The 18653-nt window shown below is 27.5% G+C and carries 14 protein-coding genes and 4 pseudogenes; 12 read left to right on the forward strand and 6 right to left on the reverse strand.

Annotation, left to right across the window (positions count from 1 at the left end):
- Positions 1–42 precede the first annotated feature (42 nt).
- The 11 genes and pseudogenes from JJC05_RS15920 to JJC05_RS15975 all read left to right on the forward strand — a co-directional run bounded on the left by JJC05_RS15920 (position 43) and on the right by JJC05_RS15975 (position 10756).
- Positions 43–2231, forward strand: a pseudogene (locus JJC05_RS15920) (glutamine synthetase III family protein).
- A gap of 453 nt (positions 2232–2684) precedes the next feature.
- Positions 2685–3113, forward strand: coding sequence for a carboxypeptidase-like regulatory domain-containing protein (locus JJC05_RS15925; protein ID WP_235877855.1), 429 nt, complete (start codon positions 2685–2687; stop codon positions 3111–3113).
- A 23-nt stretch (positions 3114–3136) separates the two neighbouring features.
- On the forward strand, positions 3137–4849 hold the full coding sequence (locus tag JJC05_RS15930) for an outer membrane beta-barrel family protein (protein ID WP_235877857.1): 1713 nt from the start codon (positions 3137–3139) through the stop codon (positions 4847–4849).
- Positions 4850–5197: 348 nt separating this feature from the next.
- A complete protein-coding gene (locus JJC05_RS15935; RefSeq protein ID WP_105197131.1) occupies positions 5198–5422 on the forward strand; it encodes a hypothetical protein in 225 nt (74 codons plus the stop codon).
- Positions 5423–5604: 182 nt separating this feature from the next.
- Positions 5605–5841 carry a hypothetical protein gene (locus JJC05_RS15940; RefSeq protein WP_105197130.1) on the forward strand — a complete coding sequence of 79 codons (237 nt, stop codon included), beginning with the start codon at positions 5605–5607 and terminating at the stop codon, positions 5839–5841.
- A 98-nt stretch (positions 5842–5939) separates the two neighbouring features.
- Positions 5940–7268, forward strand: coding sequence for a radical SAM/SPASM domain-containing protein (locus JJC05_RS15945; protein WP_235877858.1), 1329 nt, complete (start codon positions 5940–5942; stop codon positions 7266–7268).
- A complete protein-coding gene (locus tag JJC05_RS15950) occupies positions 7246–7881 on the forward strand; it encodes a cysteine peptidase family C39 domain-containing protein (protein ID WP_235877860.1) in 636 nt (211 codons plus the stop codon). The genes JJC05_RS15945 and JJC05_RS15950 overlap by 23 nt, the downstream gene beginning before the upstream one ends.
- A 392-nt stretch (positions 7882–8273) precedes the next feature.
- Entirely contained in the window at positions 8274–9239 is a 966-nt protein-coding gene (locus JJC05_RS15960) for an ATP-binding cassette domain-containing protein (RefSeq protein WP_235877863.1), read from the forward strand.
- A 38-nt stretch (positions 9240–9277) separates the two neighbouring features.
- Positions 9278–9463: a hypothetical protein gene (locus JJC05_RS15965; RefSeq protein ID WP_235877865.1), complete on the forward strand. Its 186-nt coding sequence runs from the start codon at positions 9278–9280 to the stop codon at positions 9461–9463.
- A 658-nt stretch (positions 9464–10121) separates the two neighbouring features.
- A complete protein-coding gene (locus JJC05_RS15970; protein WP_235877867.1) occupies positions 10122–10544 on the forward strand; it encodes a hypothetical protein in 423 nt (140 codons plus the stop codon).
- 20 nt (positions 10545–10564) lie between these two features.
- A complete protein-coding gene (locus JJC05_RS15975) occupies positions 10565–10756 on the forward strand; it encodes a hypothetical protein (RefSeq protein WP_088393049.1) in 192 nt (63 codons plus the stop codon).
- On the opposite strand, the gene JJC05_RS15980 is transcribed toward JJC05_RS15975, so the two are convergent.
- Positions 10751–11194 carry a hypothetical protein gene (locus JJC05_RS15980; protein WP_105197125.1) on the reverse strand — a complete coding sequence of 148 codons (444 nt, stop codon included), beginning with the start codon at positions 11192–11194 and terminating at the stop codon, positions 10751–10753. The two genes, JJC05_RS15975 and JJC05_RS15980, sit on opposite strands and share 6 nt — an antisense overlap.
- 443 nt (positions 11195–11637) lie before the next feature.
- The gene (locus tag JJC05_RS15985) at positions 11638–11994 is read right to left on the reverse strand and encodes a hypothetical protein (RefSeq protein ID WP_127823035.1); all 357 of its coding nucleotides are present in this window, start codon (positions 11992–11994) and stop codon (positions 11638–11640) included.
- 110 nt (positions 11995–12104) lie between these two features.
- Here JJC05_RS15985 and JJC05_RS15990 point away from each other — a divergent pair, with 110 nt between their 5' ends.
- The gene (locus JJC05_RS15990) at positions 12105–12299 is read left to right on the forward strand and encodes a hypothetical protein (RefSeq protein WP_014164422.1); all 195 of its coding nucleotides are present in this window, start codon (positions 12105–12107) and stop codon (positions 12297–12299) included.
- Positions 12300–13041: 742 nt separating this feature from the next.
- On the opposite strand, the pseudogene JJC05_RS15995 reads toward JJC05_RS15990, so the two are convergent.
- From JJC05_RS15995 to serC, 4 genes and pseudogenes are all read right to left on the reverse strand, one after another.
- A pseudogene (locus tag JJC05_RS15995) lies at positions 13042–15260 on the reverse strand (RelA/SpoT family protein).
- Positions 15261–15838: 578 nt separating this feature from the next.
- Positions 15839–16441 carry a DUF937 domain-containing protein gene (locus JJC05_RS16000; protein WP_105196907.1) on the reverse strand — a complete coding sequence of 201 codons (603 nt, stop codon included), beginning with the start codon at positions 16439–16441 and terminating at the stop codon, positions 15839–15841.
- A gap of 53 nt (positions 16442–16494) precedes the next feature.
- A pseudogene (locus JJC05_RS16005) lies at positions 16495–17433 on the reverse strand (NAD(P)-dependent oxidoreductase).
- Positions 17434–17448: 15 nt separating this feature from the next.
- Positions 17449–18519, reverse strand: a pseudogene (serC, locus tag JJC05_RS16010) (3-phosphoserine/phosphohydroxythreonine transaminase).
- Between the last annotated feature and the right edge of the window lie 134 nt (positions 18520–18653).

An 18653-nucleotide genomic window follows, 5' to 3' on the forward strand; every position in this document is an offset into this window, starting at 1 on the left:
TGTTTCAAAATAACAAGGTATAAACTATATAATAATATTTTTATGGCAACATTTCGTTTTCAATCACTTCAAAAAGCAACGAGTCGTCCAACTGTAATAGTAGAAGAACTAGATAGAAAGTCTTCCATTTTTGGAACCAATGTATTTAATGACAAGGCAATGCGTCAATTCTTGACATCTGAAGCTTATAAAGCCGTTCAGAATGCTATTCAACATGGAATTAAAATTGATAGAAAAATTGCAGACTATATAGCAATGGGAATGAAAGAATGGGCTTTGTCAAAAGGAGTAACCCATTATACACACTGGTTTCAGCCTTTAACTGGTACTACAGCAGAAAAGCATGATGCTTTTTTTGAAACATCTTTTGATGGCTCAGACCCAGTAGAAAAATTTGGAGGAAGTCAATTAGTACAACAAGAGCCAGATGCTTCCTCATTTCCTAATGGAGGAATAAGAAATACTTTTGAAGCTCGTGGCTATACAGCATGGGATCCTACATCACCCGCTTTTATTTTTGGAACTACATTATGTATTCCTACCGTTTTTATTTCATATACAGGTGAAGCATTAGATAATAAAACACCTCTATTACGTGCTTTACAAGCTGTTGATACAGCAGCTACAGAAGTAGCTAAATACTTTGATAAAAATGTTAAAAAAGTAACACCAACTTTAGGTTGGGAACAAGAATATTTTTTAGTTGATGCCGCTTTAGCTGCTTCTAGACCTGATATATTAGCTACAGGAAGAACATTACTAGGACATACTTCGGCTAAAGGCCAACAATTAGAAGATCATTATTTTGGTTCTATACCAACACGTGTACTAAACTATATGCGCGATTTGGAAAATGAGTGTATGTTATTAGGTATCCCTGTTAAAACACGTCATAATGAAGTAGCACCTAACCAATATGAATTAGCACCGATTTTTGAAGAAACAAATTTAGCGGTAGACCATAACTCCTTATTAATGGATGTAATGCAAAAGGTAGCAGAACGTCATAATTTTAAAGTGCTAATGCATGAAAAACCTTTTAAAGGAGTAAACGGTTCTGGTAAACATAATAATTGGTCTTTAGCAACTGATACTGGAGTTAATTTATTATCACCGGGAAAAACACCAATGAGTAATTTACAATTCTTAACTTTCTTTATAAATACAATCAAAGCAGTACATGATTATGAAGAATTATTAAGAGCTTCTATTGCTTCTGCTAGTAATGATCATAGATTAGGTGCAAACGAAGCTCCTCCTGCTATTATTTCTGTATTTATTGGTCAGCAATTAACAAAAGTGTTAGAAGAATTAGAAGGTGTATCAAATGGTAAATTATCACCAGAAGAAAAAACAGATCTAAAATTAAACGTAGTAGGAAGACTACCCGATGTATTTCTAGATAATACAGATAGAAACAGAACGTCTCCTTTTGCCTTTACAGGTAATAAGTTTGAGTTCCGAGCAGTTGGTTCATCAGCTAATTGTGCTACCTCTATGGCTACTTTAAATACAATTGTAGCAAAACAATTAAAAATTTTTAAAGCAGAAGTAGATGCCTTAATTGAAGAAAAAGGTTTGAAAAAAGATGAAGCTATTTTTAATATCTTAAGGGAATATATCAAACAAACTAAAAATATCTTATTCGAAGGAGATGGTTATAGTGATGCTTGGGAAGAAGAAGCACAAAAAAGAGGTTTAAGTAATCATAAAACCACCCCGAAAGCTTTAAAAGCCAAAGTTTCAGAAAAGGCGGTTAAGCTATTTGAAGAAATGGGAGTAATGAATCATGTAGAAGTAGAGGCTCGTTATGAAATTGAATTAGAAGAATATACTAAAAAATTCAAATTGAAGGAAGAGTTTTAGGAGATATTGCTCGTAACCATGTTATTCCTACTGCTATTCGTTATCAAAATATTCTAATCGAAAATGTAAAAGGATTAAAAGAAATTTTTGGTTCTGATTTTGAAAATGTAGCTAAAGAACAAATAGGTTTAATTAAAGAAATTTCAGCACACATTGAAGGAATCAATAAAAATGTAGATCAAATGATCGAAGAGCGTAAGAAAGCTAATAATTTAGATTCTTCTGAAGCTATGGCACACGCATATTGTGACAAGGTAAAACCTTATTTCGATGTAATCCGTGAACATTGTGATAAATTAGAATTATTAGTTGACGACGAATTGTGGACATTAACTAAATATAGAGAATTATTATTTACAAGATAAACAGATTGTTTTTAATCTAAATTACTAAAAAGAGAGGGTTTTGTATAACCTTCTCTTTTTTTTGTTTTAAAATAAGTTGTTGTTTTAAAAAATTAACAAAATATACGGAAAAACCATAACAAGGTTAATTTAAAACTAATTAAATTTCGTTATTCAATTTAAATATACTGATTAACAGTTGCTTATGTGTTGAGAATACTCTTGAAATTTGAAATCATAAAGTAGAATTGAAAAGGAAATGAAACAGAATATCTTTAACAAAAGATAAAGAATAAACACTTGAATAAATATTAGTTTTTAAAATTTAAGGAAATAGGACTTCGATATAAAAGTTTTAAGAAGAAAAGGTTTAGATTAAAATTTTAAAAAAAATAAGAAATATTAATATTAGCCCCATTATTTAAAAAAATACATTTTATTATAAAGAATGCAACAACTAAAACAAATTATTTTTTGGATGTTTTTTTAGGAAATCCAATAATTATTAATGCACAATTTACCATTACAGGTAAACTAATGAAAAAGACTAACACACCAATAAAAATGGCAGAGATAATTGTATTAACTAATGAAAATAAAGCAATAGCCAGTCAATTAACAAATGAACAAGGAGAGTTTAAAATAACTATTGCACAAGGAAATTATAATATACAAATCAAGCAGTTAGGAATAACCATTGCAGAAAAAAATATTCAAGTAGATGAAAACATAAACCTAGGAATTTTATATGCTGACGAAACAAAAGAATTAGAAGAAATAGCTATAATATCCTCAAAAAAAATAATAGAACGTAAAGTAGATAAAGTAATTTTTAATGTACAAAATTCTGCTAGAGCCTCAAGCGGAGATGCCCTAGAAGCCTTAAAAGTAACCCGGGAATAAGGATTCAAAATGAAGCAATCACAATGATAGGAAAAAGTGGAATAGGATTAATGGTAGATGGTAGATTACTACCATTATTGGGTGATGATTTAATAAATTATCTAAAAACAATAGCTGCAGAGAACATAAAATTAATAGAAGTTATTACAACACCACCAGCAAAATATAGTGCGGAAGGAAATAGTGGCTTAGTTAATATTGTCCTGAAGAAAGCAAAAAATGATAGTTGGAATGCAAGCGTAAGAGCGAATCTAAAACAAAATACTTATTTTACAAGTGGATTAGGAGGAACATTTACTTATAAAAAAGACAAAAATAGCTGTGTGGTAAGCACACTTTATACAAATGGTAGTAACCAAGGTATTGAAAGTTCGACAATTCACTATCCTAACCAACAATGGCAGAATAACGGTACAGGAAAATATTACTCTAATATTTGGAGTAATAGATTAGGATATGATTATCAAATAAACAAAAAATGGAGCTTAGGAGTACAATATATAAACAATACAAATAAACCCAATATTGATGATTCAAACACGGTAATTCTTCTAGATAATATAACCCAACAACAAACAGCTAACATTAATTCAAAAGGAGAAAGTAAACGAAAAAAAGAATTAAATACCCTTAACTTCCATTCAAATATAGATTTAGATACAATAGGTAAAAAATTAAGCATAGACATAGATTATTTGCGATACCAATCCAGCGTTAATCGTAATTTTAATACCAATACCTTGGCTCTACCTCAATCAGGGGTATTAACAGGAGTTCAAAATACACTGAATCAAACCAATCAAAACATCTATAATATTGCAACACAATTTGATATGCAACATCCATTAAAATGGCTTAATCTAAATTATGGTATGCGATTATCATTTTCGAAAACCGATAATGATGTAAATTTATTTGATATAACAACAGGGCAACCAATATGGGATAATAACCAAAGTAATAAGTTTAAATTTAAAGAAAACACACAAGCCATTTATATAAACGGAAATAAAACCTTTGCAAAAGAAAAATGGCAAACACAATTCGGTTTACGTATTGAAAATACACAAACTGAGGGAAACGCTGTTACTTTAAATAAAATTACAACTATAAATTATATACAGTTTTTCCCAACAGCTTATTGTATGTATAAGATAAATGATAGAAAAACAATTTCACTTAGTTACTCAAGAAGAATCTATCGACCTAGTTTTTCTAACCTAAATCCATTCAGATGGTATACCTCAAAATTTTCTTATTCAGAAGGAAACCCAAATTTAAAACCTTGTTTATCAAATAATTTAGAATTAAATTTTAATTACAAAGATAATACCAGTTCAAGTTTATTTTTTTCTAAAGAAACCAACAATTTTGGACAAGTAGTTATACTTAGTTCTGATGAATACTCACAAAAAATAATACAATTAAATTATTATGATAACTATAGTATTGGATTTAATCAAATGCTGAATTATGACAAAAAAAAATGGTGGGAAAATCAAAACAACTTATATGTCTATTTTCAACATTCCGATTCTAAAATTTATCCTTTAACTCCCAAGAGTAATGAAGGTTTAGGAGTACAAATAAACACAAGTAATAATTTTATTTTAAAAAAAGACAAAACTATATCAGCAGGCTTTGATATCAGTTATATTTTTCCGAATAAATCGAGCGATTTGGTTTATAATTATCAAAGAACACTCATCAGTCTCTATGGAAGAGGACTTTTTTAGAAAAAAACTACAAGCTATTCTTACAGTCGAAAATCTTTTTAAAAACAAACGATTTTAAGACATTAAGTACTCGAAATTCTATTGAATCTCAATATAAAGGATACTATGACTCTCGATATATTAACATACAGTTGATATACAAATGGGGAAATAGTAAAGTAAACAACAAAAATAGAAAAGGAAGTAACGAAGAGGAAAAAAATAGAACCAACTAAAAATATTTAAACTCTTGTCTTTGTAGTGTACAATACAAAAAACAAGAATTTTAGATATCTATTTGCGCAAATTAACCGACTGCTCGGCGAAATAATAAGCAGAAATAACACAATAACATTTATTCTAGTAAAAATGAAAACAAACAAAACAGAAAAATTTGATCTATCAAAATTTGAAACTCTTGAAATTAATGGCGATATATTAAAAGGAGGTTTCTCTACCGCTTTGACAATAAATGGGGTAGGAGGTATGTTAAAAGAAGGAGACAATTATTATAAATGTGGACAAACTAATAATTGTCAAAGCGGAAACTGCGTAGCAGGCTGTGGAGCTGATACCAGTGCATTAGAAGTTTAATAATTAAATTTAATGAATAAAAGAAGATGTCCGGAAAGCCTATTATCTCCAAAAGGCAAAAATATTTTATGCTAGGAAGAACATTATATAATATAAATTTTTAGGTTTCTAATCATCTAGAGAAAAAATAAATATTAATATATACTTTTCGGACAACTTCTAATTATAAATCCATTCAATTTATGAAAAATATTAATTTTGAAAAAATAGATCAAATTGATAATCAAAAACTTATAGGAGGATTTTCTAACGTTTTTACTATAAACGCTATTGATTATGAAGAATCTAATTTAGCCAATAATTGTCATGGAGGAAATTGTGCAGCAGCTACTTGTAAAAAGCAAAAAGTAACAAAAGAAAAAGGTATAAACAGTAACTGTATAGGGAACTGTGTGCCAGGTTGTGGTACAAAAAAGTAGATAAAAAAACAAATAATAAATCTTTTTATATCCTTTATCAAAAGGCAAAGTGTGTATTATTTTAATTTTAAAAATAAATAATCTAAAAAAATAAAATTATGAAAAAATATAGCCGCTTTAATACGATATTGCCTTATGAAGGGAAATATGCGTTGTATAATTCATTAGAACAAAAATTTCTTTTCATAGAAGGGGAATTAAAAGAAATATTAAATGCTTCTATTATAGAAGGAATTAATGGTTTAAAAGAAATACATCCTACCTTTTTTAACTATTTATCCGAAAATAATTTCATTATTGATAACGATATAGATGAAACAGAAAAATTGAGAGAAATAAGTAAAAAAACAGATGAAAATCACACAACCTTTTTACTAACAGTAAATCCTACAATGAATTGTAATTTTAAATGTTGGTACTGCTATGAAACTCATATTAAAGATTCTAAATTAGAATATTCCGTTCTAGACTCAGTAAAAAAAATGGTTACAAAAACCATTTCAAAACCAGAGATAGAATATTTTTCCTTATCATTTTTTGGAGGAGAACCCCTGTTATACTTTAAAATGAACGTTGTCCCATTGATTGATCATGTAAGAGAAAAAAGTATTTATCATAATAAAAAATACGCCATAAGTTTTACTACAAACGGATACTTAGTTAATGATTATTTTATAGAATATTTTCAAAAAAAGGATATGTATGCTAGTTTACAAATCACTTTAGATGGTTATAAAGAAGAACATGATCAAGTTCGGTTTGTAAATAAAAAAAAAGGAAGCTATAATGAAATTATAGCAAATATTAAAAAATTACTTTTAAATGAACGTTTTAATATTACACTCCGTATAAATTATACCGATAAAAATATTCATAAATGTTTTAAAATCATTGATGATTTTGAAGACATCCCGATGGAAATTAGAAAAGACAAATTACTGATAGATTTTCATCGCGTATGGCAAAATGATAAGTTGGATAATAGTAATAAGATTTTAATGGAAAATGTTGCTATTATGCAATCCAGAGGATTTAAAACCAATGTCATTTATTCTCCAAATAATGTAAAAGCATCTTGTTACGCAGATAAAAGAAATAGTGCAACAATTAATTATAATGGAGATTTATTTAAATGCACTGCAAGAGATTTTCTTTCTGAAAATAGAGCAGGATATATTTCGAAAGAAGGAGATTTAATTTGGGAAAATGATTATTTAGATAAAAGAATGGATTCTAAATTTAAAAACAAACCCTGCCTTACTTGTAAAATTATGCCATTGTGTAATGGAGGATGTACTCAACATGCTATGGAAAATGAAGGAAAAGAATATTGTGTTTTTCATGGTGATGAATCTGAAAAAAATAAGGTTGTTTTAACAAAGATAGAGGAAATACTAAAAGAAAATGCGATATTACAAGAAGCCTAAAATAACTTTTTTTAATCAACTTGAAAGTACTGATTGTGGTGCTGCATGCTTAGCTATGATCATTAGTTATCATGGAAAAAAAGTTACACTATCCCAAGTAAAAGAACAATTTGAATTTACTAGAATCGGGGTTTCTATTCAAGATATAGTAGAAGTAGCATCAGATATAGGATTTCAAACAACCCCTTTAAAATTAACACAACAAGAACTTGAAGAAATCCCTTTACCTTCAATTTTATTTTGGAAACAAGATCATTTTGTAGTACTTGAAAAAATAACCTACAAAAAAGGACAAATTTTATATCATATATTAGATCCTCGTTACGGGAAAATAATTTTAGAAAGTAAAATATTTGTAAAAGAATGGCAAGGAAATAATGAAAAAGGAGTAGGTATTGTATTTCAAGAAACAGAAAATTTTAAAAAATTTAAATGGCAACAAGAAGTAAAAAAATCAATATCAAAATCACCTCTATTTAGAATCGCTTTTACTTTTCTAAAAATAAATAAGTGGAAGTATTTAAGCTCAATTATACTATTGATTATAAGTTTAATTACTTCTTTTTTATTCCATTTACCTTTCAGAAAATTATTGACTCAGGTATTAACTTAAAAGAAATTCATGTAGTTTATTATTTTTTAGTTGCACAAATGGTACTTTTCATATCTAGTTTTATTTCTGATTTTTTAAGTACCTTATTTTTAACAAAAATCAATTATCAATTAAGCATTTTATTAAAAGAAAATTTACTACTAAAATTAATGCGCCTTCCTATTCGATTTTTGATACCAGACTTAATACAGAAACCTTACAACGAATTCAAGATCAAAATAAAATACAAAATTTTATCACTTGGAAAGGAATTGATTTTAGTTTGAGTGTTTTTAATATACTAATATTTAGTAGTTTACTTTGTTATTTTAATCCTATTATATTTAGTATATATACGACTTTATCGGTATTTTCAATAATTTGGGTTGTCTTTTTTTTTACGTAAAAGGGCCATGTTAGAATACGCTATGTTTTTAGGGCAGTCGGAAAATAGTAATGGCATTTATGAATTTGTAATGAATATGCCTGAAATAAAAATAAATCACGCTCAATATAAAACAGTAAATAAGATCTTAGATATTCAGAAAAAAATAAATAAACTAGAACTTCGCAATTTATTTCTAAATATGTATCAAAATATAGGAGTTGAATTTTTAAGTAAGTTTAAAGAAATCATAGCTATTGCCATTTGTGCTTATTTTATTATAAAAGGAGAAATGACATTAGGTACATTATTAAGTATTTCATACATAATAGGTCAGTTAACGACTCCTATTCAAAACCTAGTTACATTTGTTAGAGATACACAAGATACTTCAATTGCTAACAAGCGTATAAGTACGATTTACGATAATGAAGAAGAAGATCATAAAACTAAAATAAATGTAGCAGATAATATTTTTAAAACTATCAAAATAAAAGAAGTTTCTTTTAAATATCCCGGGAATTTTAATCCATTTGTTTTAGAAAATATATCTTTCTCAATTCCGCAAAATAGTATTACTGCAATTGTAGGAGCAAGTGGAAGTGGAAAAACATCTCTTTTAAAATTATTACTTTCTTATTATCCTTCAACAAAGGGAAACATTCAATTAGACGAATTAGATTTAGAAAAAATTTCGGCTAATGATTGGAGAAAAAAATGCGGTATTGTTTTACAAGATGGTAAAATATTTAGTGGAACAATTGCAGAAAATATTGCAATATCGGATGAAATAATAGATGAAACTAAATTAATTAACGCTGCCAAAATGGCAAATATTTTAGAATTAATAAAAATATTACCTATGGGATTTAATACTAAAGTAGGGAACTCAGGTATAGAATTAAGTGGAGGACAAAAACAACGTATCTTAATTGCTCGCGCTGTTTATAAAAATCCAGAATTTATCTTTTTGACGAGGCTACTTCAGCATTAGATGCAGAAAATGAAAAAATAATTCATGATAATCTTCAGATGTTTTTTAAAGGTAAAACAGTTGTTATTATAGCACATCGTTTATCGACTGTAAAAAAAGCAGATCAAATTATCGTTTTAAAACAAGGGCAGTTAGTAGAAAAAGGAAATCACCAAGAACTGGTTGATAAAAAAGGAGATTATTTTAACCTAGTAAAAAATCAATTAGAATTAGGAAACGGATAACTACTATATGACAAAGTTTTTTAATAATAATTCACCTATCTTAAAAAAAGAGATAATTTGATTTTAATTTTTGGAGATCTCTTTTTTTGAATTTTATATAAAAAGATCTTTTTATAACTTCAATAAGCCTTTTGAATTTTAACAAAATATACGGGAAAACCTCAGTTTTATTAAAATTAAAGCAAGTAAATTGCGCCCTGTAAGACTTCTTAATTAATAATTAAAGTATTATTGATTAATAGTTGCATTGTCTATCTTTTAAAGATAGAAATAGCATAGTTACAGTTAAAATAGAAAAGGGATTGGACCCCCTAAATGGAAACTCTAAAAAGAATATCGGGTTAAAAAGGCTGTTAACGCCTTAGGTGTTTAAAAGTGATTAAAAAATATGGTTTGTTTTAACTTTATATCTTTTAGAGTTTTTAAAAATTTAAGAATGGACTTCTTTAAGTAAAATTCTTTTTTAGTATAAAAAATATATAAACTTTTAATTTTTAGCTCTTTAATAATGTAAGTGATCTAGGGATTCAACGATTTGATTTCATAGTTAATAAAAACTAAGATCAGACAAAAAGAGATTAGTGATTTATATTAATCATTTTTTTAGAAATTAAATAGATAAAGAGGCATAGTAATACCTCTTAAGAATTGATTAAAAATGTATAGAACTTTAGGCTCAATATTTATTATAGCATCTGCGTTAATATCTTATTTAGATAAATATGTAATGTTTTATAATGTTAACCTTAGTAATAATTATGGTTATAATAATTCAGTTGATTTAGTTTGTGCAACATCTATCATTGTAGCTCCTATTTTGATAGTTATAGGAGCCAATTTGAGACCTTATAGAATTAGTTATATATTTCCTTTTTATACCTATACGCATTATTTATTATGGGTTTTAAGAGAAGATAAAACAGATTATGGATGTTCAAAAATTCACACAATTTTTTTAGTACTCTTATTCGTTTTTTTTATAATAGTAATGTGTAAAATAAAAAAGAAAGAAAAATTGAAAAGGAAGAAACGAAAAAGAAAATTATGTTTCTTGAAAAAATGTTGGATTTATCATGTATAGTAATAAATAAGTATTAGCTTATGAGTAAATATGATGAATTAATACGTCTTTCAAAATTAGCCAATGAGTCGTATGATAATGATGAAATAGATGAAGATACTGTTAGGAAAATATTTTCTCAATGTTTAAAAGAATACAGGAGAATACAAGCTGAAGAAAATTCAAAAATAAAAAGAGATTGTGTTAATATGTTTTTTAAAAAGCCTCTATAATTGAGGCTTTTTCGTTTTTTTTATCATTTTGTTTAATTGATTTATTAATTCTTTTTCCTTAAAAGTTTCATATAAATAATCAATTTTGTCATCTATTGTATGTACTAAATCAGTATGATATGACTTTTCTTTATAAAAAGAAATTTGCTCCTTTAAGAAATCATTTTGTTCTTTAAGAAAAGAAATTTTATCATAAGCCTTTTTTAATTCTATTTTTAAAGAGTTTAGTTCAGGTTCATTGTAATTATAATTTTGATCTAATTTATTTTCATTAATCAAATAGTTATGTAATATTTGTAGAGTAGATTTTCTTGGTTTTTTTGAAGTGCCATTCAATATTTTGTTAATACCTACTTCTGTAAGTTTTGTTTCTTCAGCTATTTTATAACCTGTTAACCCCCTTTTTTTAATTTCTAAAATTATAGTATTAGCATCCATTTTTACTTATTTTAGCTTTTAAAAGCATAATAGTTATGTTAAAAACATATATTTAACTTTGTATTTACATAACTATTATGTATGTTTGTCTCCTTGGACAAATCTAACAAAAAACTATTTATTTGAATTTAGAATTTAAAAAATAATGCTAAATATTATAAAAGAAGAATAAAAAAATATTAATTATCGTTTCAGTGTTAGTTCATGATTATTTTAATAAAATATTTTTTATCTATCTTAATATGAGTAGATTAATAAAAAAACATCTTAAATTAATTTGAATAAAATGGGAGATAAGTAATGAAATTAATATAATAAGATGTAGAATATACATAATAAGTTGGTTAATGATAAGGGCAAAAAATAAAAATAAGTTTTATTTTGAAAGTTATTTTTTTAACATAATTACGATAAAATTTTAGTGTTTTTTTGATTTTTATACTTTATTGTTTTGTTAGACGTGCTTTTAGAATAAAATTTTCTTCTGTAAGTGAATTTATCTTTTCTTTTAATAAATTTATTATTTCTTCTCTGGCTTCGGCTAATTCTTTGTAATTTATTTTTTCATTTTCATTAATTTTATTATTATTATTATAATCTTTTAACATATTGCCTTCTCCTTTTAATAGCCATTCAGGGTTTAGGTCTTTATAATGTTCTATAATTTTCAAATAATTGTCTGTTCTTATTGCACCTCTTTTATCAAGGTAACCCATTGCAAAGCCTAATTCTTTGCAAAATTTATAGGGTGTAATTGTTTTGTAATTAATATATTGTAGGATTCTTTCTTGGATGGACATGGTGTTTGAAAAAAAGTTAATAAATCATAATTTGTTTGAAAAAAAGTATATATATTTGCTTGTGCTCTTTGTGAGTACATTTACAAATGTAAATATAATAAAGCAAGTTTATGGGGTCGTCAATTAATTTAGGTACTAAACATCATCAAGTTCTTAGGAAAGAGTTTCAAGAGGTTTCAAGACAAACAATTTATAGCGCTCTTAGATATTTCAATAATTCGGAAACAGCACAAAAGATACGTAACCGAGCTATAGAATTATTAGAAGAAGAAATAAAAGAGTATAAGGATTTTAATAATAAATAGTATGCTTGGATTAGTTTTAAATATTGAATAAAAGAGTAAAGTCATAAATTATGTTTTTATATATACCTTCAAATATGTTCAACTAAAAAGTTTAATATTTATTTTGTTTCTTTATGCTATAGCGCAATTATTTAGTTTTTTTTATCGCACAGATCTAAATTGTTTTATTGTGGATTTTTAAAACTTTAACAAATATACAAGGAAGATGGGGACTTTTTTGTTATTTTTTCGTTATTAAGTTATTAAAACACAAAAAAAATATACCAAAAAGAGGTATAAATGTTTGACTGTAGATATTTTAATCTTAAGTAGAACAGTAAACTTAAGATGAAAAAAGGGCTGGTTTTATAATGTTTAAAACCAGCCCAAATGTTTTAGATTGGAGTTCTTCATTTTTTGAATTTATTTAATCTCAAATGTAATATTAGAAATCTATTTTACTTTATTTTTCTTCAAGTTCAAACATGTATTCCATTTTAATCATTAAAATAGTTCATTATTTTTTCTTTTAATTTTTTTTTAAGACTTGAATTTATTGAAAAATTTTGTTTCATAATGAAGTCTAATGTCTAATTTTTTGGTTAATAATAATTAATAAACTCAAAAAATCTTCTGTCTACTAAAACTTTATTCATTATATAATCTAAAAAATATTTTTACTAAATTTTATTTAAAAATGTATGAGACTTGGGGATAACGAATATCATTTGGTTTGTAATAAATAGTTATTAGTTTTTTATTTTTAATTAGTGTATTCTCGTGTTACTTTTTCGACTCCGTCAATTCTTTTAATTCCTTCAATCATTTTTTTTAGTATGGAAATATTAGGAACTATTACCGTTATATGTCCTGTGAAGAGTCCTGCTTCTCCACTTAAAGAGATACTTTGGATGTTTACATTTAAGTTATTAGATATAACTCTCGTTAATTCGTTAGTAAGTCCAAGGGTGTCCATTCCTGTAATTTTTAATGTAGCTTTAAAATCTTGTTGAGTAGAATCAATCCATTTTGCAGAGATAATACGATAAGCATAATGAGATTGTAAGCTGATAGCATTAGGACAATCTCTTTTGTGTACTTTAATACCTTCATTTATAGTTATAAAACCAAAAACGGGATCGCCAGATATAGGGTTGCAACAACTAGAAAGTTTATAATCTAGGCGATCTTGTTCTGTTCCAAATACAAGTAAATCATATTTTTGAGTTATTTCTTCTTTTTGAATGCTTTCTGGACTAAATGTTTGTCCTTTTTTTATTTTTCCTCTAAAGAAGTTAATGAAAGTATTGTTTTTTTGAGCAGCGTAATCTTTTAGTTGTTGATTGTCTATAGAACCAATACCTACTCGATAAAACAAGTCTAAACTCGTTTTTAATCTTAGGAAAGCTACCAGTTCATTGATTGTATTTTCATTAAAATTTATTTTTAAGTGGCGAAGTTTTCTTTCTAGTATTTCTTTGCCGTCTTCTGCAATTTTTTAGTGTTTTCATTTAAAACATTTCTAATTTTATTTTTAGCTCTTGAGGTAGTAACATAATCTAGCCATGTAACGGTTGGTTTTTGATGTTGAGAAGTAATAATCTCTACTTGATCACCACTTTTAAGTTCATGATTTAATGGTACTAATTTACCGTTAACTCTTGTACCTCGTGTTTTGATACCTATTTCAGAATGGACTGAAAAAGCAAAATCTAGAGCAGTAGCTCCTTTTGGTAATGATTTGATTTCTCCTTTAGGGGTAAAAACATATATTTCTTTTGCGTAAAGATTCATTTTAAAATCTTCAACAAAGTCAACGGCATTACTATCTGCATTTTCTAAAGCTTCTCTTAAGAGGTTTAACCAAGTGTCAAGACTCGTTTCTTCTGTTGCTCCTTGTTTGTATTTGTAATGTGCAGCATAGCCTTTTTCAGCAATTTCATCCATTCTTTCACTTCTGACCTGTATTTCTACCCAACGTCCTAAAGGTCCCATTACGGTTATGTGTAGTGCTTCGTATCCAGTAGATTTGGGAGAAGAAATCCAATCTCTTAAACGGCTAGGTGAAGGGCGGTAATGATCTGTAACAATTGAATAAATTTTCCAAGCTAGGAATTTTTCATCGTGTGAATTGGATTTGTATACGATTCGTAAGGCGAATTTGTCGTATACTTCATCAAAACTTACTTTTTGTACTGCCATTTTTCTTCGAATGGAGTAGATTGATTTAGGTCTTCCTTTTATTATGTAATCTATTCCTTCTTGATCTAATGATTTTTGTAAAACATCAGATATGCTTTTTATATAAGCATCTTGCTCTTCTTTTGATTCTTTTATTTTACTAACAATATCGCTATATACAATGGGTTCAGTATATTTTAATCCTAAATCTTCTAGTTTAGTTTTTATATTATAAAGTCCAAGGCGATGGGCTAGGGGGGCATATATGTAAAGTGTTTCGGAAGCAATTTTTAACTGTTTGTGTTCTGCCATTGATTCCATTGTTTGCATATTATGTAAACGGTCGGCTAGTTTAATGATAATAACTCTTACGTCATCATTGAGTGTTAAAAGCATTTTCCTGAAATTTTCAGCTTGCATTGATATGTTCATATCCTTTTTAACTTGTGAAATTTTAGTTAAGCCAGCTACTAATTGGGCTACTTTAGGATTGAATGCGTTTTCTATTTCTTCTACGGTTATATCTGTATCTTCTACCACATCATGCAATAATGCAGCAGCTATACTTGTAGCTCCCAATCCAATTTCTCCAGCTACAATTTTGGCAACTGCTATGGGATGGAAAATATAAGCTTCACCTGATTTTCTTCTTTGATCTTGGTGAGCATCAACCGCAAAATCAAATGCTTTTCGGATCATTTTTTTGTCTTCATCACTTAACGTTTGATAGCTTATACGAAGTAGTTCTTTATACTCTTGTGCGATTGCTTTATTTTCTTTTTCGATGTCAATTTCAACCATTACTTTTGGGGTATATATGTTGCCTAAATTTAATAAAAAAAACAATTATATGAGAAAAAATGTTATTTATTTTTTTAAAAAACAGAAAAAATAACAATATTTATAACTAAAAATTAAATAGGTAACTTTTCACTAGATTTTATGTTAGGTTTTATTGGAAAATATTTTTTTTAAAAAATCAATTATAGTCTGATGTTAATAGGAGTGTTTAATTTTTTAAAAGGGTTGTAAAATATAAATGTGTAATAATGATTTTAAGTTGATTGATAAAAAATTTTTAAAGTATAATTTAATACCAATTATTATTAAGATATAATTTTGGCTGAAATGTAAAAAGGCTTCCATTTGGAAGCCCTTTGATACAAATCAATGATCAAACACCATGTTGTCTCATATAGAATAATTTTAGATACGTTAGATAGAATTACGCATTAGAAAAATAAATTTTATAACTTATTGAAATAAAATGGTTTAGGTGTCTGGTGATTTTAATTCTTAATTTTGTATGGTTTTGATAATTAATAAAATGTGTTTTTTTAAATCTCTAACGCGTAATCAGGATTTAAATAACATAATTATTATTTACCAAAAAGCTTTCCTAATAATCCACTTATACCTCCTTTTTTATTAGCCACAGCCATAGCATCGTTAATACTTAATTTACCGTCACCATCTTGGTCTAACATAGATGTAATGGATGAATTTTTCCCTAATATATTTTCTAATAAACCTACTAAATCAGTACCATTTTGTATATTGGCTGATTTTGCTTTACCTGCTAAGAAAGACATTAATAAAGGGGCTGCCATTTGTAAAATAGAGTTAATTTTGTCTGTTGCAATACCCGTGGACAAACTTATGTTTTTTTCTAAAAGTGATTGGTTATTGCCTAAAATATGCTTTAATATTTTTGATCCATCTTGCGTTTCTATTCCATCATTAACCAAACTTTTAGGATTCTCTAATGAATTACTATTTTGTTTGTCGTTTAGTAATGCTCCTAATAAACCTGTAGCATCAGTTTCAGTACTTAAATTATTTTGCATTGCATTGACTAGCAGAGGTAATGCAGAATTTAATACATTTGTTGTTTCCCCTTCAGATGTACCTACTTTATTACTTATATTTTCAATAATTTGTTTTCCTACTCCGTTATTGATTAAATCTAAAATTCCTGACATTTTTATTTGTTTTTTGATTACAATATAAAAATAATAATTAAAATGGATATATTTTATATATATAAATCAATAATTTTATGAGCCATTTCCATGCTCATTTTTTCTAAAATTTCAGAAGTAGTGCCTCCAATATGTGGTGTTAATGAAATATCAGGATGCATTAATAATTGTACGGCGGGATTAGGTTCTCCTTGGAAAACATCTAAACCAGCAAAGCTGATTTTTTTGTTTTCTAAATAGTTAATTAAATCTACTTCATTAATCAATTCCCCTTTGGAACAATTAATGATACCTACACCTTGTTTCATTTTTTTCAAATTCGGTAGCGGTTAAGAGATAGTTATTTTGCTCTGGCACATGTAAAGAGATGAAATCGGCCAAAGGGAGTATGTTTTCTAGAGGCATTACATCAATTGGAATTGTTATTTTTTGTCCTGAGAAAAATTCAAATTCAATAGGTATTTGTTTTGTTTCTTTAGCTGTAGCAATAACTTTCATTCCTAATCCTAGTGCTTTTTGAGCTACAGCCTTACCAATTTTTCCTAGTCCAATGATTGCTAAAGTTTTTCCTTTTAATTCTAACCCGTTACCATATACTTTTTTTAATTCATGAAAATGAGTATCGCCTTCTAGTGGCATATTTCTATTGGAATCATGTAAATAACGAGCACCCGAAATAAGATGTCCTATTGCTAGTTCTGCAACAGCATTTACAGGGGCATTTGGTGTATTTAAAAAAATTATAGTATCTGGAAGGTTAGGAGTAATCATTTCAATACCTAATTTGCCGATTACTTTTATATTAGAACAAGTATCGATAATGGATTGGTTGATTTTTGTAGCATTCTGTATAATAAGTATTTCTATTTGATTATTATTAATATAATTACTTAACTGTTCTTGTGCTACTTTGGTAGTCAATACTTCAAAACCATTTTTTTTAATAAGGAAATGGCTTGACTAGATAAACCATCATTGGCTAATATTTTCATTTATAAAGGTTGTTTTTAAACTAAATTTTCTAATTCTTTCATTACATTCACCAAGATTTGAACGCTATCTAATGGTAAAGCATTATAAAGAGAGGCTCTATAGCCGCCAACAGAACGATGACCTTTTAATCCTGAAATACCTGATTTTTCCCAAAGTTGATCAAATAGTGTTTCATGTTTTGTGTTTTTTAGTGTAAATGTAGCATTCATTAAACTTCTGTCTTCAATAACAGCAGTTCCTTCGAATAAAGGATTTCGATCTATTTCATTGTATAATAAATTGGCTTTTTCATTGTTTATTTTTTTCAATAGTATGAATTCCGCCCATCTTTTTTAACCATTGTAATGTTAGTAAGGAGGTATAGATAGAAAAAACGGGAGGAGTATTATACATGCTTTCTTTAGCAATGTGGAGTTGGTAGTCTAGCATAGATGGAATAACACGCCCTGTTTTTCCTAATATTTCTTCTTTTACAACAACTAGAGTTACGCCAGCAGGTCCCATGTTTTTTTGAGCACCGGCATAAATTAGATCAAATTTGCTAAAATCTAATTTTCTTGAAAAAATATCTGAACTCATATCACAAACCATGATACTATTGGTTTCAGGAAATGATTTCATTTGAGTTCCATAAATAGTGTTGTTGCTGGTGCAATGAAAATAATCTAAATCATTGGGTATATTATAATCTTTAGGAATGTGATTAAAATGTTCCTTTTTGAAGAGGCTAAAATAAGGGTTTCACCAAAAAGAGTTGCCTCTTTAATTGCTCCACTTGCCCAAGTACCTGTTTCTAAGTAACCTGCTTTCCCATTTACTTTCATTAAATTATAAGGAACCATTAAAAATTCCAGACTTGCTCCTCCATGCAAAAAAAGAGCTTGATAACCTTTGTTTTGTAAGTCTAAAAGTTCAAGTGCTAAAGAACGCGCTTCTTCTATAACAGCCACAAACGCATCACTACGATGTGAAATTTCTAGAAGAGATAATCCCATACCATTGAAATCTAAAATAGCTTTTGCAGATTGGTTAAATACTTCTTGAGGTAAAATACAAGGGCCTGCACTATAATTGTGTTTTTTCATAGTTTGCTTATTATTAGATTTAACATATAATCGATTGGCATTAACACGAGCTTCTAAGTTAAAGCGAGGTTCGTGTACATGAGTTTCTTTTTCTTTTTGTCCTTTTATAATATCTGAAAATTTGATACTCATTT

This window comes from Flavobacterium davisii, assembly GCF_019565505.1.
GTDB lineage: Bacteria > Bacteroidota > Bacteroidia > Flavobacteriales > Flavobacteriaceae > Flavobacterium > Flavobacterium davisii.